Origin of the sequence: Nonomuraea antimicrobica, assembly GCF_039536965.1 — a bacterium.
Classification (GTDB): domain Bacteria; phylum Actinomycetota; class Actinomycetes; order Streptosporangiales; family Streptosporangiaceae; genus Nonomuraea; species Nonomuraea antimicrobica.
On record NZ_BAAAZP010000003.1, the window covers coordinates 52,349 to 70,468 of the forward strand.

The 18,120-nt window shown below is 71.3% G+C and carries 20 protein-coding genes; 8 read left to right on the forward strand and 12 right to left on the reverse strand.

Annotated elements, in window-relative coordinates:
- Nucleotides 1–14 precede the first annotated feature (14 nt).
- Nucleotides 15–962: a zinc-binding dehydrogenase gene (locus tag ABD844_RS00315; protein ID WP_344871650.1), complete on the forward strand. Its 948-nt coding sequence runs from the start codon at nucleotides 15–17 to the stop codon at nucleotides 960–962.
- A gap of 101 nt (nucleotides 963–1,063) precedes the next feature.
- Here the strand turns inward: ABD844_RS00315 and ABD844_RS00320 are convergent, their stop codons facing one another.
- The 5 genes from ABD844_RS00320 to ABD844_RS00340 form a co-directional block, all read right to left on the reverse strand.
- Complete coding sequence (locus tag ABD844_RS00320) at nucleotides 1,064–1,516, reverse strand: hypothetical protein (protein WP_344871652.1); 453 nt, start codon at nucleotides 1,514–1,516, stop codon at nucleotides 1,064–1,066.
- Nucleotides 1,517–1,557: 41 nt separating this feature from the next.
- Complete coding sequence (locus ABD844_RS00325; RefSeq protein ID WP_344871654.1) at nucleotides 1,558–3,267, reverse strand: tetratricopeptide repeat protein; 1,710 nt, start codon at nucleotides 3,265–3,267, stop codon at nucleotides 1,558–1,560.
- Nucleotides 3,268–3,464: 197 nt separating this feature from the next.
- Nucleotides 3,465–4,727: a DMT family transporter gene (locus tag ABD844_RS00330; protein ID WP_344871655.1), complete on the reverse strand. Its 1,263-nt coding sequence runs from the start codon at nucleotides 4,725–4,727 to the stop codon at nucleotides 3,465–3,467.
- Nucleotides 4,728–5,069: 342 nt separating this feature from the next.
- Nucleotides 5,070–5,558 carry a GNAT family N-acetyltransferase gene (locus ABD844_RS00335; RefSeq protein WP_344871657.1) on the reverse strand — a complete coding sequence of 163 codons (489 nt, stop codon included), beginning with the start codon at nucleotides 5,556–5,558 and terminating at the stop codon, nucleotides 5,070–5,072.
- Nucleotides 5,558–7,111, reverse strand: a complete 1,554-nt coding sequence (locus tag ABD844_RS00340) for an NsdA family TPR-like regulatory protein (RefSeq protein WP_344871659.1) — start codon at nucleotides 7,109–7,111, stop codon at nucleotides 5,558–5,560. Before ABD844_RS00340 ends, ABD844_RS00335 begins: the two co-directional genes overlap by 1 nt.
- Before the next feature lie 276 nt (nucleotides 7,112–7,387).
- On the opposite strand from ABD844_RS00340, the gene ABD844_RS00345 reads away from it, so the two are divergent.
- The 3 genes from ABD844_RS00345 to ABD844_RS00355 all read left to right on the forward strand — a co-directional run bounded on the left by ABD844_RS00345 (nucleotide 7,388) and on the right by ABD844_RS00355 (nucleotide 9,762).
- On the forward strand, nucleotides 7,388–7,672 hold the full coding sequence (locus ABD844_RS00345) for a hypothetical protein (RefSeq protein WP_344871661.1): 285 nt from the start codon (nucleotides 7,388–7,390) through the stop codon (nucleotides 7,670–7,672).
- Between the two features lie 742 nt (nucleotides 7,673–8,414).
- On the forward strand, nucleotides 8,415–9,371 hold the full coding sequence (locus ABD844_RS00350; RefSeq protein ID WP_344871663.1) for a mechanosensitive ion channel family protein: 957 nt from the start codon (nucleotides 8,415–8,417) through the stop codon (nucleotides 9,369–9,371).
- A gap of 10 nt (nucleotides 9,372–9,381) precedes the next feature.
- On the forward strand, nucleotides 9,382–9,762 hold the full coding sequence (locus ABD844_RS00355) for a globin (RefSeq protein WP_344871665.1): 381 nt from the start codon (nucleotides 9,382–9,384) through the stop codon (nucleotides 9,760–9,762).
- Between the two features lie 112 nt (nucleotides 9,763–9,874).
- On the opposite strand, the gene ABD844_RS00360 is transcribed toward ABD844_RS00355, so the two are convergent.
- From ABD844_RS00360 to ABD844_RS00370, 3 genes are read right to left on the reverse strand one after another with little or no spacing between them, the layout of a single operon-like run.
- The gene (locus ABD844_RS00360) at nucleotides 9,875–11,038 is read right to left on the reverse strand and encodes an MFS transporter (protein WP_344871666.1); all 1,164 of its coding nucleotides are present in this window, start codon (nucleotides 11,036–11,038) and stop codon (nucleotides 9,875–9,877) included.
- 8 nt (nucleotides 11,039–11,046) lie between these two features.
- Nucleotides 11,047–11,466 (reverse strand): acyl-CoA thioesterase, encoded by a 420-nt coding sequence (locus ABD844_RS00365; RefSeq protein WP_344871668.1) that lies wholly within the window; start codon nucleotides 11,464–11,466, stop codon nucleotides 11,047–11,049.
- Nucleotides 11,418–11,612, reverse strand: a complete 195-nt coding sequence (locus ABD844_RS00370) for a hypothetical protein (RefSeq protein WP_344871670.1) — start codon at nucleotides 11,610–11,612, stop codon at nucleotides 11,418–11,420. Before ABD844_RS00370 ends, ABD844_RS00365 begins: the two co-directional genes overlap by 49 nt.
- A gap of 60 nt (nucleotides 11,613–11,672) precedes the next feature.
- On the opposite strand from ABD844_RS00370, the gene ABD844_RS00375 reads away from it, so the two are divergent.
- Together ABD844_RS00375 and ABD844_RS00380 are read left to right on the forward strand one after the other, a co-directional pair.
- Nucleotides 11,673–12,572 carry an SDR family oxidoreductase gene (locus ABD844_RS00375; protein WP_344871672.1) on the forward strand — a complete coding sequence of 300 codons (900 nt, stop codon included), beginning with the start codon at nucleotides 11,673–11,675 and terminating at the stop codon, nucleotides 12,570–12,572.
- 1 nt (nucleotide 12,573) lies between these two features.
- Nucleotides 12,574–13,392: a MaoC/PaaZ C-terminal domain-containing protein gene (locus ABD844_RS00380; RefSeq protein ID WP_344871674.1), complete on the forward strand. Its 819-nt coding sequence runs from the start codon at nucleotides 12,574–12,576 to the stop codon at nucleotides 13,390–13,392.
- A 112-nt stretch (nucleotides 13,393–13,504) separates the two neighbouring features.
- On the opposite strand, the gene ABD844_RS00385 is transcribed toward ABD844_RS00380, so the two are convergent.
- The 4 genes from ABD844_RS00385 to ABD844_RS00400 all read right to left on the reverse strand — a co-directional run bounded on the left by ABD844_RS00385 (nucleotide 13,505) and on the right by ABD844_RS00400 (nucleotide 16,925).
- Nucleotides 13,505–14,116: a TetR/AcrR family transcriptional regulator gene (locus ABD844_RS00385; protein ID WP_344871676.1), complete on the reverse strand. Its 612-nt coding sequence runs from the start codon at nucleotides 14,114–14,116 to the stop codon at nucleotides 13,505–13,507.
- Between the two features lie 87 nt (nucleotides 14,117–14,203).
- Nucleotides 14,204–15,403, reverse strand: coding sequence for a sensor histidine kinase (locus ABD844_RS00390; protein WP_344871678.1), 1,200 nt, complete (start codon nucleotides 15,401–15,403; stop codon nucleotides 14,204–14,206).
- A gap of 87 nt (nucleotides 15,404–15,490) precedes the next feature.
- The gene (locus ABD844_RS00395) at nucleotides 15,491–16,171 is read right to left on the reverse strand and encodes a LuxR C-terminal-related transcriptional regulator (RefSeq protein ID WP_344871680.1); all 681 of its coding nucleotides are present in this window, start codon (nucleotides 16,169–16,171) and stop codon (nucleotides 15,491–15,493) included.
- Nucleotides 16,172–16,418: 247 nt separating this feature from the next.
- Complete coding sequence (locus ABD844_RS00400) at nucleotides 16,419–16,925, reverse strand: VOC family protein (RefSeq protein ID WP_344871682.1); 507 nt, start codon at nucleotides 16,923–16,925, stop codon at nucleotides 16,419–16,421.
- Nucleotides 16,926–17,023: 98 nt separating this feature from the next.
- On the opposite strand from ABD844_RS00400, the gene ABD844_RS00405 reads away from it, so the two are divergent.
- Nucleotides 17,024–17,173 (forward strand): hypothetical protein, encoded by a 150-nt coding sequence (locus ABD844_RS00405; protein ID WP_344871684.1) that lies wholly within the window; start codon nucleotides 17,024–17,026, stop codon nucleotides 17,171–17,173.
- Nucleotides 17,170–18,117 carry a ribonucleotide-diphosphate reductase subunit beta gene (locus tag ABD844_RS00410; protein ID WP_344871686.1) on the forward strand — a complete coding sequence of 316 codons (948 nt, stop codon included), beginning with the start codon at nucleotides 17,170–17,172 and terminating at the stop codon, nucleotides 18,115–18,117. Before ABD844_RS00405 ends, ABD844_RS00410 begins: the two co-directional genes overlap by 4 nt.
- Nucleotides 18,118–18,120 lie beyond the last annotated feature (3 nt).

Sequence of the window (18,120 nt, forward strand, 5' to 3'; positions counted from 1 at the left end):
TGAGGAGTGCGACGATGCGCGCGGTGGTGCTGAGGCGGTTCGGCGGGCCCGAGGCCCTGGTCGTGGAGGAGCTGCCGGATCCCGTGCCCGGGGCCGGGCAGGTGCTGGTGGAGGTGGAGGTCGCCGGGATCACGTTCGTGGAGACGCAGGTACGCGCCGACCGCGGGCCGCGGCGGGCCGAGCTGCCCGCGGTCCTGGGCAACGGCGTCGCGGGCACGGTCACGGCGGTCGGCGACGGCGTGGACCCCTCGGCCGAGGGCACCCGGGTGGTCACCACGCTGGGCGGCTACGGCGGATACGCGGAGCTGGCCCTGGCCGGCGCGGACGACCTGCTCCCGATCCCCGCCGGGCTGTCACCCGAGCACGCGGTGGCGCTGCTCGCCGACGGGCGCACCGCCGTGGGTCTGGCCACCGCCGCCGCGCCCAGACCCGGGGAGTGGGTGCTGGTAGAGGCGGCCGGCGGCGGGGTGGGCAGCCTGCTCGTCCAGCTCGCCCGCGACGCGGGGGCGCGGGTGGTGGGGGCGGCGAGCAGCGCCGCCAAGCGCGACCTGGCGGCGAGCCTGGGCGCCGAGCTGACCGTCGACTACACCGATCCCGGCTGGACCGACGTCGTACGCGAGGCGACCGGCGGCCTGGACGTCGTCTTCGACGGGGTGGGCGGCGACCTCGGCACGGCGGCACAGGCGCTGCTCAAGGACGGGGGCAGGCTCAGCGTGTACGGCATGGCGGGCGGCCCCATGACCGTCCCCGATCCCCGGGTGACGGCGGTGGCCTGGCCCGCGGTGGACCTGCGCGAGCTGTCCGGGCAGGCCCTTGAGCTGGCCGCCGCCGGACGCCTGCGCCCCACCATCGGCGCCACCTTCCCCCTGGAGTCGGCCGCCGAGGCGCACGCCGCCATCGAGGCCCGCACGGTCATCGGCAAGACCCTGCTCACTTCCGTACGGCCACCGGCTCGACCGTGACGGCAGGGCTCAGCCGGCCGTGACGGCGGGGCTCAGCGGCCGTCAGAGCGGGTCCAGGGGCCGCACAGCCTCCCGGTTTCAGGGGTGGTGACGGCAGCGGCTCAGAGGTCGTACAGCGTCAGGGAGGCGGCGAGCGCGGCCGGGATCAGGGCGAGCACGGCGAGCGCCACCGCGACCCGGCGTCGACGGCCCGCCCCCGTCCCCGTCACGTACGCCGCCAGCGCCCCCGCCACCGCGAAGGACGCACCCGCCGCGACCACGTCCGCGTACGTGGACGCCCACGAGGGCAGCGACTCCCCCGCGATCCTGAACACCACGAGCATCCCGGCCGCCGCCACCGCCACCCGGCGGCCCGGCCGCACGTCCACCCGTTCCAGCGCGAGCGCCGACCCGGCGAGCAGGGCCAGGCTGATCACCACGACAACCCCCACGGCCGGCGCCAGACAGCCCCAGTCCTCGCAGCCGACGCCCGCCCAGGCCAGCCGTACGCTCGCCCACCAGAACACCCCGAGGGCCGCGCACACCACAGCCGCCCGCGCCATTCGCCCCCTCATGCCCCAATGCTCCCACCCGGCACGCCCTCAGAGCGCGCCGGTCAGGAGAGACCGGCGGCGCGGTGGTCGTCGGCGGCGGCCTCGGCGTGGCGGCCCAGGGCGTGCAGGGCGACGGCGCGGTTGGCGTAGAGATCGGCCTGGGGCTGGAGGTCGATGGCCCGCGTCAGGTCGCCGAGCGCCCCCTCCAGGTCGCCGGTGCCGTAGCGGAGCACGCCCCGGTTCCCCCATGCCGAGGCCAGGTCAGGTGCCCGCGCCACGGCCAGGTCCAGCGCCGCTGCGGCCTCGGCGTACCGGCCCACCGCCGTGTCGAGCTGGCCCAGCACCGTGAGCAGGTGCGCGTTGCCGGGGTCGAGGCCGAGCCCGGTCCCGGCGTCGGCCCGCGCCTCCTCGTCACGTTCGAGCGCGGCCAGCAGACCGGCGCGGTTGATGTAGGCGTCCAGGTAGGCGGGGTCCAGCTCGATCACCCGCCCCAGGTCGGCCAGCGCCCCGTCGATGTCGCCCCGCACGGTACGCAGCTCCGCCCGGTTGTAGTAAGCCTCCGGCAGCGGCGGGCCCGCCCGGATGGCCCGTTCGAAGTCGACCACGGCCTCGTCGTGACGCCCGAGCTTGAACAGCAGGTTGCCGCGTTCGAGCTGGTAGTCGGGGAAGCCGGGGTCGATGGCGATCGCGGCCCCGTAGTCCTCCAGTGCCTCCTTGGCCCGCCCGAGCCCGGCCAGGAGCTGCGCCCGGTTGGCCAGCAGCACCATCCGGTGGACGGGGTGGCGTTCGCCCAGCTCGCGTGCCAGGTCGAGGGCCGACTCCACCAGTGACAGCGCGGCCTCCTTCCGTCCTTCCCGCAGCTCGATCAGGGCCAGGCCGTTGCGGTCGAAGCCGAGCTTGAACGCCCGTTCGCCGGGGTCGGGCAGCAGGGAGGAGATCGCGATGGCCTCGTTGATCCAGGAGCGGGCCCGGCCCAGGTCGCGCTGGGCGGGGTCGGGGTGGCGGGCGTCGAGCATGGCCGTCCCGTACGCCGCCGCGGCGTGCATGGCGGGGTCCTGGCTGGCCCGGCGTACCCGTTCCCAGAGCGCGCGGGCCTCCTCCGTGCGCCCGAGGCCGCCGAGCGCGGTCGCGGTGCGCTGGGCGAAGCGCCACCAGGGGGTGCCGCCCGGCTCGGTCCGCGCCAGGCCCAGCTCGCCCAGCTCGGCCACGGCGTGCAGGAACCCCTCGCGCATGCACCGGTCGACGACCGCCCACAGCTCCTGCGCGTCGCGGGTGTCGGGCGGCGGCTCGGGCCCGCCGGAGTACAGCGTGATCGCCAGGGTGCCGGGCGGGATCCGGCGCGTCATGACGTCCAGGAGTTCGAGGTCGGTCGGGTCGGCCGCGGCCGTGTTGCACACGGCGATCGCGCACCCGGCGGGCACGGCGTCGCGGACGAACTCCGTCAGCCCGTTGGCCAGCCGTAACGTGCGGCGGGGCGCGGGCACGAGGATGCGTTCGTCGTCGGGCAGCCCGGCGTCGATCGTGCCCCGCCCAGGCCGTACGGTCCCGGCCAGCTCGGGCGCGGCGGCCAGGATCTCGATGTCGTGGGCCGCCACCAGCTCCGGCGCACGCCGAAGAGCCGCCGGCACCAGGTGCCCCAGCAGCGCGGCGGCGGCCGTGTAGGGGCCGCGCGGCCGTCGATGCGCGTCGATCAACGGCATCAGCAGCGGCGCGGCCCCTGTCCGGGCGGGCGGTTCGCCCTCAACCCTGAGATGGGACCTCTCCTCGCTCACCCCTTGTGAATGACGCTGGAGGTCCCTGCGAGCCTCGCGGTTCCGGGCTTGCGAACGACGATGCGCTTCATGACGTGCCTCTCACTCGGGGGACAATCACCCATTATTGGGGCACCCCACCGAATATCAAGGACTATCCGGATTAAGTGGGAGGCTAATGGATAAAATACACTTGCCTTTTGAATGCTATGTCTAACCTACTCGGACCGAAACCAGCGGTGCGGTCGTGTGGTATGAGCCGGATCGGGATCCTCCATCAAGTCACACAGGCACCGTCCGAGCAGCGTGACCGACTGACAACACCCCGGCCCCGGCGTGCTCTTCTCGCGCACGATGCGGGTGGCCCGGTCCATCAGCCGCTCCAGGCTCGGCTCCGTGCCGCCCTTGAGCGACCGGGTCTGCCAGGGGCACGTGTCGACGTCCGTACAGGCGCTCCTCGCGATGTACGGCGGGGCGGGCCCACCCTCCAGCCGTAGTGGGTCCTCACGCTTGATCCGCAGGTCAGCGAGGGCCATGGCGGCCCGGCGGGCGAGCGCCAGCCGGTCTCGGCGGTGCCGCTCCCCGACCGCGGGCACCGTACGGGACGGCAGGGCCAGCAGCATCGCCCCGGCCATCAGCGCCCCGCCCACGACCATGCCCCACCCCATCGGCTCCTGGAACCAGATCACCGCGATCGCCGCCACCCACAGGGGCTGCGAGGACATGAGGATCTGACTCGGCACGGCCGGTACGTGCGCCTGCCCGTACGAGCGGGCCAGGAAGCCCAGCGCGCACGAGACCACGGACAGGTGGGCCAGGATCGTCCAGTCGGGCAGGCTCTGCGGCACCGAGACGCCGTCGCGCACGGCCACCACTCCGGTGAGGACCCCGATGGTGAGGAGCTGGATCACCGTCAGCGCGTACGCGGGGAAGCCGGACGGCCCCCTGGACAGGTGGGCGAGGAACAGCGTGTGCCCCGAGTAGAGCGCGGCGGCCGTGATGGTGACGACGAGCGCCACCACCGAGACCTCCTGCTCCTTGTCCGCCCCCCGCACCAGCGTGAACACAGTCATGCCGGCCAGCGCGAGCAGGACACCCGCCCAGACCCGCCCCGCCACCCGCTGCCGGAACAGCACGAGCGAGAGGATGGGCGTGATCATCACGCTGCAGCCGACGGCGAAGCCCGACACCGCCGACGGCAGGCTGTCGAGCGCCACGGCCTGCGCCGCCTGCCCGACCCCGAACATGACCCCGAGTACGGCCCCGTTGATCCACACCTGCCGCGGCAGCCCCCGAAGGCAGCGCGGCCGGATGAGGAACAGCGTCAGCGCGGCGAGGAGATAGCGCTCGGCGAGCAGGTCCTCGACCGGTAACCGCGGAATGAGATCTTTCATCAGTGGGAACGCCGACCCCCAAGCGGCGCTCACGAACAACAGAAGCACGGCTCCCAGAAGGGGGCGGGGAGCGGGCACGACTGCCATGAGAAAAGCATGGCACTACTATTCGCAGCCTTGGATGTACAGGGCGCAGCCGGTGAGGCTTGTCTATACCTCGGTGGTAAGAGCCTCACCCGCGGGTTTGTACATCCTTATCCGGGGACTCTGATATAGGGACCGGCCGAACATTTCGTTCATGAGAAATTCGGCGGCAGATACCCGATTCGCCCGGCAGGGCGGTGGGGCCCGGAGGAGGGCCGCCGAGAGGGCGCAGGACCGGCGGGGACGTCACGCCGAGGTCCGGGGCCGTTGACCGGGAACGTGCACCGCGAACAGCGGCCCCAGGAAGAGGACGGCATGGGGCCGTTGGACAGACGGCGTCGCGGCCTAGAGCTCCAGCACCGCGGGAGGGATCAGGCGTTTCTCGATGTAGACGACGGTCAGGCGGCCCACCTGCTCTCTGGACAGCTCGCGCCATCCCCGGCGCTCGTACAGCGCCAGCGCGGCCTCCTGGTTGAGCGTGGTGTCACCCCTGGCCAGATGGAACCCGAGATCCACCGCGCGCCGCTCCAGCGCCGTGAGCATGGCCGCGCCGAACCCGCGCCGCTGGTACGCGGGGTGCACGCGCAACCGGCAGATCTCGGCCGTGCCCGTGTCGACGGGTTTGAGCCCGCCCATGGCCACGACCCGGGAGGCCACCTCCCCCACCAGGAAGTCACCGCCACAGGCGAGGTAGATCTCCTGGATGCGCGGGAAGTCGTCGTCGTAGTAGACGCCGTCACCGGGGACCAGGCCCACCTCGGCGAGGCAGACCCGGTGCAGCGCGAGGATGGTGTCGAGGTCGGACCAGCGATAGCGCCTGATCGCCAGCTTCATCAACCGCCCCCCTTCAACGTGGCCTGCCTCGGCCGCCGGATCAGGGCCCGGAACTCGCCGATCCTCGGAGCGTCCGCGTCGCGCGACATGATGGCCTGTTCGAGCGCCAGCGCGGGCCGCACGATGAAGTCGGTGAGGTATTCGTCGCCGAGCAGGGTGAGAGCCTTGATGCCGATGGCCACCGCCTCCTTGACGTCGCCGTCGATGAGCCGGCAATGGGCCTGGTCGAGCCTGATCAGCGTCTGGTCGAGTACGTGGTCCTCGTACTTGTCGAGTGCCTGGTCGAGGACGACCTCCGCCTCGATGGTCTGGCCGAGCTTGGTGAGCACGTCGCCCTGGTAGAAGTAGAGCTGCTTCTCGGTGTAGCCGAAGGCGAGGTCTTCCTTGTCCTCGGGTTTCATGTGCGCGAAGGCGCTCCTGGCCCGCGCCAGAGCCCGCCTGGCCTGGTCGACGATCTCCTTGTTGTTGTCGGTCGCGGCCATCGTGGCCAGCGCCCTGGCCTCCACGACCGGAGCCATGGCCTGCGCCGGGCACGGCGTGGAGCCGGCCAGGTCGCGGCTCTTCTTCGCCAGGGTGAGCGCCTCGCGGGCGTCGCCGAAGTAGAGGGGGACGAGCGACTCGCGGGCGCAGATCCACGCGCGCAGCGCGCGGTCTCCGGTCTCGTCGGCGGCGGTGCGCCCGGTGCGGAAGAACGAGCGGGCCAGGCGATGGTCACCCAGGTTGATCATGATCATCCCGCTCAGCCCGGCGAGCTGCGCGGCCATCCTGCACAGACGCTCTTGCAGGTCGATGGGCTGGCGGCGGGCCATCGCCGTGCGTACGGCGCTCAGTTCGAGCATCACGTCGCACAGGAGCCGCAGGGGGGCCGTCGTCGTGTACTGGCGGCCGAAGCTGAGCGTGGCCTCCTCCCACTGGTCGAGCATCGCGGCGGAGACGGTGGCCGAGACCATGGTCTCGTCCATCCTGCGCCGGATGCCCTCGCACGCTCCGAGCACCGGTCCCTCAAGTTGCTCCGCCAGGTTGGTGTCGGTGTGGAGCAAGCTTAAAAGGGTGCGGCGGAGGATGTTCTCGTCCTCCTCCGCGTCGGGGTCGGGCCCCATCGGGTGCAGGACCAGCTCCCGCTCGGGAGCCGGCGACGACCGGTCCTTGACCACCTCCGACGTCAGCACGCCCGGCATCCGGTGGCCGTGGCCGCAGATGCAGGGCGAGTCGAAGCCCAGGGCGATCGGCTCCACGCGGTAGACCGTGCACAGGTAGTGCAGGTATTCGGGCCCCGGGCGTTTGAGCCCGCTCTCGTACGCCGAGAGCAAGGTCTCGCCGATGCCGGGCATCGGTTTCGCGTCACGTTCGAACAGGGCTCTGACCTGCTCGATGACGTCCGCCAGCGCGATCCCGTAGGCCAAGCGATGCGCCTTGATGCGGGTCGTGCTGAACTGGCCCGTGCACGCTTCGTGGATCTCTTCAGCGATCTGGGCAGACGTGCGCCCGACGGCAAGGCCCCTGGCCCTGACCCGTCGGGCGATCTCCGTCTCCCTGTGCTGTCTGCCGGACATCCCGGCCCCTCTCACGCATGTCTCGACCGGTCCGCAACTGGTGACTCAGCGTAGCCCGCAAGTCGCTGTGCGCCTACCCATGACTATGAAGTAATGCCGACAGGATGGGAAACGCCAGTAGCCAGCCTACGGTTAAGGATCGTCCACCCAGGGACTGTTTCTTACAACCCACGAGGGAGAAGCGACTCCCCGTGAGCGGAACGTGCCGTTGCGCACACCCTTGACGTTGAGCCATCTTGGGCGCACCAGCAACGATTCCCAACGGAGGGACGAACTGTGGGGGACGCCAACTTCGAGCACCTGGAGCGTCTGGTGGCTGAACTCGGCGCTCGGGGGTTGCTCGCACGAGTGGTCCAGACCCAGAGCGGGCGCAGGTTCGTACGGGTCATCAACCCGAACGCCACGAGCCTGTCCGAAAGCGTCACCTGTCGGCCGGCAGCCGTGTCGGGCCTGCCGGACTGGTGGTACTGCTGGTCCTGGGGCGAACGCATGCACACGGCCGACGACCCGGCCGGTGCGGCGACCAAGGTCGCCCGCGTGCTCGCCGCCGTGGGGGAGTGACGACACGGTGGACCGGGTGGAGCGCAGCCACCACGGCTCACCGGACCCCACGGCGGTTCCTGGGGGCCGGCGGAGTGATCGGTGCGGAGGGACTCCCTTATGCCGGAGCCCTGGCCACTCCGCCGGTTCCGGCCCGGGCGCGCATCCACCGCGTGCGCCCGCGTCACGTGCTCCCTCCCCACGTGCCCCCCTCACCACCTGCTCCCGTGTTCACGTGCCCCTCACGCGCCCTCTCGCCACGTGTGCCCGCGCCGCGCATGCCCGCGCCGGCCACGCCCCACCGCAGGTGCCCGCACCGCGTGCGCCGTCATCAGGCACTCCCCCACCCCTGACGGCACGTACGCCGTGCCCGCAAGCCGCCCGCCCGGTCCGCCGGTCGGGTGTTCGGGGGATCCCTTCCGGAACCGGCACGGGACATGCTTCCGGGTGTGTGTCCCGTTCCGAGCCGTCCGTCATCGGAGCGCCGGCTCTCTCCCTCCGCGGCCCAGAGAGCCGGTGACCCCGTCTTCCCCGGCGTGATGTGACGGCGGGCGGTTCGGTCGGCGGTATTTTGGATCGAAACGGTCCAAACGCCGACCGAACCGCTTCCGGAGGGGGATTCACCATAGTGTTACTGCAGGTGACGCTGTCGCCGCCGACCGTGTCCCCGTCGCCGACCCCGGCGACACCGACCGTGTCCCCGACGTCGTTGCCGACACCGGCGGTGACAACCGTGTCCCCGGCACCGTCGGGGACATCGACGGTGTCGACCGTCCTGCCCGACTTCGACAGGGTGACCACGCAGATGGCCGGGGCCTGCAAAGATGACCCCATCTGCTCTAGTCTTGCCGGGATGCTCAACAACGCGTGGTGGGCTCCGCTCGTGGGCAGTGCGATCGTGATCGTCCTGATCCTCGTGCTGGGCTTCGTCATCCGCAATCTCGTGCACCGGATCATCACCAAGGTGGTGAACCGGGCGGCGACGAGCGGCTCGATCACGAGCAAGTTCCGCAAGGGCGTGGCGACCGACGGCATCGACGCCCTCCTGCACGAGCGGCGCAAGCAGCGGGCCGAGACGATGGGGTCGGTGCTCAAGCACGTCGCCTCGATCGTCGTCCTGGGCACCACGGTGCTGACCGTGCTCGACCGGCTGACCATCCCGATCGCGCCGCTGCTGACCAGCGTCGGCATCCTCGGCGTGGCCATCGGCTTCGGCGCGCAGGAGCTGGTCAAAGACTTCATCGCGGGCATGTTCATGCTGCTGGAGGACCAGTACGGCGTGGGCGACGTGATCGACGCGGGCGCCGCCGTCGGCACGGTCGAGGCGGTCACCCTGCGCGTCACCAGGCTGAGAGACGTCGACGGCCGCGTCTGGTACGTCCGCAACGGCACGATCACGCGGGTCGGCAACGAGTCGCAGGGCTGGTCGCGGGCGTACATGGACGTGCCGGTGGCCTACGACGCCGACGTCGTGGGCGTGCGGGTGCTGCTGGAGCACGTGGCGGAGGAGCTGTGGGCCGACTCCGAGCTGCGCGAGTCCAAGATCGTGGAGCAGCCGCAGGTGTTCGGGGTCGAGCAGCTCTCCGACAGCTCACTGGTGTTCCGCATCACCGCCAAGACGCTGCCCTCCGCGCAGGCGGAGGTATCGAGGGAGCTCAGGCTCCGGGTCAAGACGGCGCTCGACGCCGCGGACATCCCGATGGTCTCCACCACCCCCTAAGCTGATTACCGTGACAGAGACCTCCTTTTACGACGCCGTCGGAGGCGAGGAGACCTTCAGGCGCCTCGTACAGCGCTTCTACGAGGGGGTCGCGGAAGACCCGCTCCTGCGGCCGCTCTACCCGGAGCCCGATCTGACGGGCGCCGAGGAGCGGCTGCGGGGCTTCCTGATCCAATACTGGGGCGGCCCCAAGACCTACAGCGAGCAGCGCGGCCACCCCCGGCTGCGGATGCGGCACATGCCGTTCGTGATCGGCGAGCCGGAGCGCGACGCCTGGCTGCGGCACATGCGCGACGCGGTCGACTCGCTCGGCCTGCCGGACGAGCAGGAGACCCGGCTCTGGGACTATCTGGTCTACGCGGCCCACAGCCTGATCAACTCCCCCACCTGACGCGCCCGTCTGACTTCCCCTGACGGCGTGCCACGCGGAGTTCCATTCCTCATACCGGGGAGTGGCTGGACTCCCCCCGAGGGAGTGCTTTTCTCCACCGGAGGGCGCCGGGTCACGACCCTCGGGGCCGCTCGCCGCGGAAGGGGATGACGGGCAGCGACGCCACGGCGCACACCAGGCCGACGGCGAACCCGGCCCAGTAGCCGGTGCTCAGCATCAGCGCCCCGGCAAGCGGCGTGACCACGAGCGAGACGCTGTTCTGGACGGTGTTGTGGGTGCCGAGCACCTTGCCCGCCCAGCCGGGTCCGGCCAGCTCGCCCGCCGACAGGTACGCCAGCCCGTTGCCCGCCACGGTCATCACCGCCGCCACGACGAGCGTCCCCACGCCCAGGGCGCTGACGGTGAACGTCCCGGCGACCAGCAGGGCCAGCACGGCCAGGTTCCAGAGGGTGAGCAGGAGCAGGGGCCGCATGCGCAGCCCCGTACGGTCGGACCAGCGCCCGGCGGCGATGCGTACGACGGCCCCGCCGATGGCCGCCACCCCGAACAGCCGCCCGGCGGCCACGTCGTCCCAGCCGTAGACCGTGACCAGGCAGTCCACGCCGTACGTGCTGACCACGACCTGCGGCACGACGTGCAGGGCGCTGGTGGCGTGCACCCGCCAGAGCGCGGCCTGCCGGTACGGCGAGGGCGCCCGTTCCGCCCGCGCCCCGGAGATCGGGTGCGGCGGCTCGGCCATGAACAGCGCGGCCAGAACGGCGGCCAGCAGGCTCACGCCGGAGCAGAGCAGCAGCACGCCGGACAGCCCGTACGCCTGGGCCATGGGCGGCAGCGTGAAGGCGGCCACGGCCATGCCGAGGGTGAAGGAGACCTGGCGCAGGCCCATGGCGACCCCGCGTTCCGGCGGCTCGAACCAGCGCAGCACGATCCGCCCGCCGCCGACCATCGCGGCCGAGCCCGCCGCCCCCGATAGCGCCAGCAGCGAGACCACCGCCCACGTCTGCTCGACGAAGGCCGTGACGGCGAACAGCGCGGCGGCCAGCCCCACGCCGAGGCCCAGGACCAGCCGCTCGCCGTGCCGGTCGGCCAGCGCGCCCCAGGCGACGAGGGCGCACAGAATCCCCAGAGCCGGGGCGTTGCCAATGAGGCCACCCACGGGCAGTAAGACGTTGAAATGTCGCAATATTTCGGGCATGACCAGAGGCAGGCCGAACAGCCCCAGAGTGACGCTGGCGTGCGCGTTGACGCCCAGCGCCAGCATCAGCCACCGTCGCATCCCGCGCGCTACTCCGCGAACCGTTTGAGGTAGGCCAGCTCCCCCTCGCTGAGCCTGCGCGGCGCGGCCCGCTCGACGTCGTAGGCCGCCAGCACGGACAGGGCGGTGACGTAGAGGGCCTCGTCGTCGACGATCTCGTAGCGGAGCGTGAAGCGTACCGGCCTGATCTCGGTCACCCAGGTCTCGACGCGTACGGGGGCGGCGCGGAAGCCGAGCGGGCGGCGGTAGTCGATCTCGTGGCGGGTCACGACCAGGCCCTTGAACGGCTCTTCGCCGGCGTTGTACGGATCGATGTGGAACATGCCGAAGCGGGCGTCCTCGAGGTAGTCGAGGAAGCGCACGTTGTTCACGTGACCCTGGGAGTCGACATCGCCGAATCTCACCGTGCGCGGATAGATGTGCCGTTCGTACGGGGTGCGTTCAACCACGTCCGCAACCGTACCGGGCTTTGCCGGGTGGCCTCGCGCCGGGCCGGACAGGTCGGCACGGTCAGCACGGTCAGCACGGTCGGCACGGTCGGCACGGTCGGCACGGTCGGCACCGAGAACGCGACCATCGAGCGGTCGCCGGGCACGGAGCCGAGCTTTTCTAGAATCCTATTCAGATCGTCTGCCGGTCAGGGATGAGGTGTCGGATGAGCGGGATCGTCGAGGGTCGCGTGGTGATCGTCACAGGTGCGGCCAGAGGCATCGGACGGGGACACGCGCTGGAGTTCGCCAGGCAGGGTGCGAAGGTGGTGGTCAACGACCTGGGTGCGGAGGTGGACGGCACGGGGTCGTCGCGGGCGGCGGCCGGGGTGGTGGCCGAGATCGAGGCCATGGGCGGCCAGGCGGTCGTCAACGGCGAGGACGTCTCCGACTTCGACGGCGCCGAACGGCTGGTCCGCGCGGCCGTCGACCGCTTCGGCACGCTGGACGTACTGGTCAACAACGCGGGCATCCTGCGCGACCGGATGCTCGTCAACATGACCGCCGACGAGTGGGACGCCGTGATCAGGGTGCACCTGCGCGGCACGTTCGCGCCGCTGCGCCACGCCGCCGCGTACTGGCGGGCGAGGGCCAAGGCGGGCGAGCCGGTGGACGCCCGGATCGTCAACACGACCTCGTCCTCCGGCATCTACGGCAACCCGGGGCAGGGTAACTACGGCGCCGCCAAGGCGGGCATCGCGGGCCTCACGGTCATCGCGGCCAAGGAGCTGGCGCGCTACGGCGTGACCGTCAACGCGATCGCCCCCGCCGCGCTGACCCGCATGACCGAGGGCCTCATGCCGGAGGGCTCGTCCGGTGCCGACCCCGGCGACATCGCGCCGCTGGTCGTCTGGCTGTCGAGCGCCGAGGCCCGGGACATCACCGGCCGGGTGTTCAACGTGCGCGCGGGCGCGATCAGCGTGGCCGAGGGCTGGCACGCCGGGCCCGGCGTGGACAAGGGCGGCAGGTGGGACCCGGCCGAGCTGGGCGCGGTCATCCCGGCCCTGGTCGGCCAGGCCGCCCAGAACGCCCTCACCAACGGCCGCATCCCCGGACGGGAGGACTGACATGCCGCTCGACCACTCACTGGTGGGTGTCGAAGGACCGGCCCAAGAGCGTACGTGGACCGCGAAGGACACCATGCTGTACGCCCTCGGCGTCGGAGCCGGCACCGCCGAGCTGGAGTTCACGACGGAGAGGGGGCAGCGGGTGCTGCCGACGTTCGCCGTGCTGGCGGCGCAGGCGCCGAGGCCCCAGCTGGGCGACTTCGACCCCGCCCTGCTGCTCCACGCCGAGCAGGGCTTCGAGCTGCACCGGGAGCTGCCTCCGGCCGGAGGCGTACGGACCCGCTCGACGGTGACCGGGATCTACGACAAGGGGTCGGGGGCGCTGGTGACCATCGAGTCCAGGGCCGTGGACCCGGACAGCGGCGAGCTGATGATCGTCACGCGCAGCTCGGTGTTCATCAGGGGCGAGGGCGGCTTCGGCGGCGACCGGGGGCCGCGCGACCCGTGGAGCCCGCCGGACCGGGCGCCCGACCACCGGGTGACCTGCTCGACGCGTCCGGAGCAGGCGCTGCTCTACCGGCTGTCCGGCGACCTCAACCCGCTGCACAGCGACCCGGAGTTCGCCGCCAGGGCCGGCTTCGACCGGCCGATCCTGCACGGGCTGTGCACGTACGGGGTGGCGGGCCGAGCGCTGCTGCACACGGTGGCCGGGTCGGACCCGGGACGCTTCAAGGCCATGTCGGGACGCTTCTCCAGCCCGGTGTTCCCCGGGGAGACGCTGACGGTGTCGATCTGGGTGGACGGGGACGAGGTGCTGTTCAGGACCACCAAGGACGACGGGACCGTGGCCCTCGACCACGGCCGCGCGACCATCACCTGACGACGCCTCCGGGCGGAATCTGATCTCGTTCGTCACGGGGGCGGGTTGGGTTAGGTCTCGCGCGTCGCGGAGCTGGCCGGGTCGGGTCTCGTTCGTCGCGGAGCGGGTTGGGTCAGGTCTCGTCGAGCACCTGGAGCGGGTCGAGGCGGCGGATCAGCGTCATCGCCGCCTCGATGACCTCCTGCGCCTCCTTCTCACTGTCGGAGGTGGCCACCTCCCGCGCGGCCTCGCCGATGATGCTGGTCAGCACGGCCACCGTGAACCTGTCGAGGGGATCACCCCCGGCCCCCAGCAGCACCGCGTTCTGACGCACCCACTCTCGCCCCCGCGTACGCCGGATCAGCTCGAACCCCGGCGGCCCGTCGCCGTCGATGAAGAGCCGGACGAGGTCACGCCGCTCCCAAGCCCCCGCGAGGTACGCCCGAGCCCCCGCGATCAGCAGCTCCACGGGGTCGTCGACGCCTTCCTTCCTGGCCCTGGCCACGCTGGAGGCGGACGCCTGCTCGTGGGCGGCCTGGTGATCCTCGTAGAGCGCGAGGAACAGCTCGGTCTTGCCGCCGAAGTGGTGGTAGAGACTGCCGACGCTGGAACCGGCCCGGGAGACCACCTCGGAGACGCTGGAGTCGGCGAAGCCGTGCTCGCTGAAGACCTCGCGAGCCGCCTGCAGCATGCTTTTACGGGTCTGGGCCGTACGGCTCCACTCCCACGAGGACTTGCGCGCCATGCGGCCATCGTAGCCCAGCAAATTCTAGAATTGAATTCAAATGCGGTCGAGCGTTCCCCGCCTACGCCCCGGCGCGACCGTACGTGGCTAGACCGGAGACGGGAGCGGCACCCGTACGGTGACGTGAGTGCCCTCTCCGGCGGCGGAGTCGACGGTGGCGGTGCCGCCCACGGCGGTGGCGCGGTCGACGATCGAGCGGGCGATCCCGAGACCCGGCGGGCGGCGGGCCGGGTCGAAGCCGCGTCCGTGATCGAGGACGCTCAGCGTGAGCACGCCCGCCCGGCTCTCCGCCCACACCACGGCGTGCCGGACCCCGGCGTGCTTGGCCACGTTCGTCAGGGCCTCGCGCAGCGCGCCCGCCAGCGCGTCGGCGATCTCCGGAGGCACCCGTTCGCGGTCCGGGGAGCCCCGCAGGCGACCCGCGTTGAACTCCACGTGCAACCCCGTCCCCACGGCCTGCCGCACCACCGTCTCCAGCACGGCCAGCACGTCGCCCTCCGGGTCGCCGTCATCACCCCTCAGGTACGCCCGCAGCCACCGCGACTCCTCCGCCACCCGCGCCCGTACCCCGTCGTCGGCGATCCATCCGTCCCTGACCAGCGCCTCCAACGTCTGCAGGATCCGGTCGTGCAGGAGCCGGGCTGTCCTCGCACGCTCGCGCTCCTCCGAGAGCTGCGCGGTACGCAGCACCTCCTCGGCCCGCGCCCGATCCAGGTCACCGGCGTTCCTGGTGAGGATCCTGGTCACGTACCAGGCCACGCCGGCGTTGGCCACCATCCCGGCCACGTGCGGCAGCACCGCCCACCACTCGTCGCCGGTCATGACGCTCCCGTACGTGAACGCCCCGCCCAGCACGCCCACCCACGCCGCCACCGCCTGCCACGACCGGTACGAGACACCTGTCATCACGGCCGTGAGCAGCACGTACGGCAGCGCGCTGCCCGGCCACCAGACCACCACAAGGTCGTGAGCCAGCCGCGGGGCGGCCACGCAGATCACCGCCACGCTCGCGTAGTGCGCGGCGAACAACCACCGTGACGGAAGCCTGCGACGGATCCCGGCCGGCGCGGAGATCGCCAGACCGGTCAGCACGAGAAGCGCCAGCAGGGCGGGCATCGGCCAGACGCCTGCCCACCGCGCGTCGCCGATCACCTCCAGCGACCCGCACAACACCACCGATCCCATCTGAAGCGCGAAAACCGCCACCGCCCGAGTACGCTCAACGGCCGCCACCCCCGACTCACGGCCCGCCACACCCGCCCTCTGGCCGGCCTCCGCCTCACTCACGGACCGCCTCCACCTCACGTGCCGCCTCCACCTCACGCGCGGTGTCCACCTCACGCGCGGTGTCCGGCTCGCGGGCGGCGTCCGCGGTCATGGCCGGTGGCGGCGTTCGAGACGGTCCAGGGCCGCGCGAGTGAGCTGGGCCTTGTTGCCGACCTGCAGTTTGGTCCTGATCCGCTCGACATAGGTGTCCACGGTCGCCTTGCTGATGTCCATCCGGCGGGCGATCTGCGCGTGGGTGAACCCCTGGGCGATGTAGGACAACGTCTGCTCCTCCCGCTCCGACAACCGCGGCAGCGCAGAATCAGAGCCGGAGCCGAAGCCGGGACCGGGCGAGTCCAGCTCGCGCTGCAGGATGTCGGCCAGTCCGGCCGACAGGTAGAAGCCGCCCGCCGCCACCGTACGCACGGCGTCCACGACGAGCTCGGCGGGGGCGTCCTTGGTGACGTACCCGTTGGCGCCCGAACGGACGGCGGCCAGCACGTCGGCGGGCCGCCCCGAGGCGGAGACGACCAGCACCCTGGTGACCGCCGACAGCTCCCTGATCTCGGCCACGCACGGCCGGTCGGTGGCCAGGTACAGATCGAGGATCAGCACGTCGTGGTCCAGATCCGAGTCGCGCAGGTCACCGATACCGGCGCCCCGGAGCACGACCTTGAGGTCGTCGGAGCGGTGGAGGAGGTACTCCAGGCCATGGCGGATCAGCTCGTGGTCGTCGATCACCGCGATGCGAATCACGTCGTGTCCCCTGGGCTCAGAACGCGAAGGCATGCCGGAAGAGTGAGCAGGGCCATGCACGGCCGACAAGTCCCCTAAAAGTACTACAAGCGACAACAGCCGCCCCTCAACCCGCCCGGCCGCCCGACCACCCGGCCATCCGGCCGCCCGACCACCCGACCACCCGGCCGCCCAGTCGCCCAGTCGCCCGGAACAGCACCACGCCGCCGCCCCACACCGTCCAGCCATCACCCGCAGCACCACGCCCAGCAGCGCCGGCCTTCGGGGACATTCGGCGCACTCAAGGGCTGGGAATCCCGTTGCCGTTCCTGCCGCGCCCGGCCAGCACCTCCTCCAGCGTCGGACGCGGCTCACCCGGCTCGCGCGGCCCCGGCTGGGCAAGCTGGATCAGTACGCCGTGCGCCTCCTTCGGGTGCAGGAACACCTCCTGCCAGCGAACGTCCGACCGGTTGAGACCGTGCAGACGATAGCCGCGTTCGGTCAGCGCGGCCACGGCGGCCCTGAGGTCGCCGACGTGGAAGTTCAGGTGGTGGACGCCGCCCCTCCCCCGGGTGAGCTCGAAGAAGCTGTCGAAGAACGTCGATCCGGCCAGCGGCTCCATGAGCTCGACCTTGCCCCCGTTCGCGTACGTGAGCTGCAGCGTGCGATAGCCCGCCACCCGCTGGTCGCCCCCGCCGCCGAGATGCCGTCCGCCGAGCAGATCGTGGTAGATCGGCAGCAGATCCCTGATCCGGGGCGCGGCCACAGCCGTGTGATCGAAGGACATGTCGAGGCCGTCCAGGTCCACGGGGGCTCCTCACTCTAGACAATCCTAGAATGTCATTCTAGCGGCCCGCACATCACCTGCCCGTGCCCCTCACCGCCCCAGCCCTCACCCACGCACGGATGAACGAACGGCCGCCCGAGCAGGCAGGGCTCGTCACGGCGCTCGGCTGCCTCGTCCTGTTCATCCCGGCGATCCTGAGGTTCAATGGGCCGTGGCGGCGTACCACGCGCACCACCGCCGCATTCGCCGTCGGGGAGGCGGAAGCATGACCGACAGGCCCGGCGTCGGCGATTCCGACCTGCGCCAGATCCGCGATCTCGACATCGACGACGTGCTCGCCTACCTGCACCGCGACCTCAAACGGCTGCCCAGCTACACCGAGCTGTACCGGCGCTACCTACGCCAGCGGTGGGACGTCTACGAGCTGGACTTCTCCCAGGACGTCCTCGACTGGCGCGAACGCATGACGCGGGAGGAGCGCGACGCCTTCGTCGGGATCTCCGCCGGCTTCCACCACGGGGAGCGGCAGGTGGAGGTGGAGCTGCCGGTGTTCATGCTGGGCGGCTCCGAGGAGTCCAAGATCTACATGTCCAGCCAGATCGAGGACGAGGCCCGCCACACCGTCTTCTTCGACCGCTTCTACCGCGAGGTGGTCGGCATGCCGGGCGACACCGTCCAGGAGGTGCTGGACGCGTCGTTCGAGCACGTGTCGGAGACGTTCGTGGGGCCGTTCGGCCTGCTGGCGTACCAGGCCGACGAGCTGCGCAGGGATCCCGAGGACCCGGCGGCCAGGGTGCGTTACGGCACCACGTACTTCTTGTGGATCGAGGGTGTGCTCGCGCTGACCGTCATGAAGATCACGCTCACCTACTGCCGGGAGCGGGGGTTCCTGCCGGGTTACTACACCGGGTTCACCGCGACGTGCCGCGACGAGGCCAGGCACGTGCAGTTCGGGATGCGGTTCCTGCGCGACTCCGTACGGGAGGATCCGAGGCTGCTGCTGCAGATCCACGAGACCCTGCGCACGATCCTGGCCATCAACGGCGCCACCAGCCACCGGCTCGCGCTGGAGTCGCTCGGCTGGACGCCCGAGGAGGTCCAGCGGCTCATGATCCGCCAGCTCGACATGAAGCTGACGGACGTGGGCATCGCGCTCGCGCCCGACCTCCGCGAACAGGTCTCCCGCATCGAACCCGAGCTGGCCGGAGGCTGAGGC

What these genes read in the sequence shown, in the direction of transcription:
- ABD844_RS00395 (WP_344871680.1), bottom strand. Translation starts at nt 16,171, where the DNA reads ATGCCTTCGCGTTCTGAGCCCAGGGGACACGACGTGATTCGCATCGCG.
- ABD844_RS00375 (WP_344871672.1), top strand. Translation starts at nt 11,673, where the DNA reads ATGAGCGGGATCGTCGAGGGTCGCGTGGTGATCGTCACAGGTGCGGCC.
- ABD844_RS00385 (WP_344871676.1), bottom strand. Translation starts at nt 14,116, where the DNA reads ATGGCGCGCAAGTCCTCGTGGGAGTGGAGCCGTACGGCCCAGACCCGT.
- ABD844_RS00315 (WP_344871650.1), top strand. Translation starts at nt 15, where the DNA reads ATGCGCGCGGTGGTGCTGAGGCGGTTCGGCGGGCCCGAGGCCCTGGTC.
- ABD844_RS00405 (WP_344871684.1), top strand. Translation starts at nt 17,024, where the DNA reads ATGAACGAACGGCCGCCCGAGCAGGCAGGGCTCGTCACGGCGCTCGGC.
- ABD844_RS00410 (WP_344871686.1), top strand. Translation starts at nt 17,170, where the DNA reads ATGACCGACAGGCCCGGCGTCGGCGATTCCGACCTGCGCCAGATCCGC.
- ABD844_RS00330 (WP_344871655.1), bottom strand. Translation starts at nt 4,727, where the DNA reads ATGGCAGTCGTGCCCGCTCCCCGCCCCCTTCTGGGAGCCGTGCTTCTG.
- ABD844_RS00320 (WP_344871652.1), bottom strand. Translation starts at nt 1,516, where the DNA reads ATGAGGGGGCGAATGGCGCGGGCGGCTGTGGTGTGCGCGGCCCTCGGG.
- ABD844_RS00340 (WP_344871659.1), bottom strand. Translation starts at nt 7,111, where the DNA reads ATGTCCGGCAGACAGCACAGGGAGACGGAGATCGCCCGACGGGTCAGG.
- ABD844_RS00380 (WP_344871674.1), top strand. Translation starts at nt 12,574, where the DNA reads ATGCCGCTCGACCACTCACTGGTGGGTGTCGAAGGACCGGCCCAAGAG.
- ABD844_RS00360 (WP_344871666.1), bottom strand. Translation starts at nt 11,038, where the DNA reads ATGCGACGGTGGCTGATGCTGGCGCTGGGCGTCAACGCGCACGCCAGC.
- ABD844_RS00335 (WP_344871657.1), bottom strand. Translation starts at nt 5,558, where the DNA reads ATGAAGCTGGCGATCAGGCGCTATCGCTGGTCCGACCTCGACACCATC.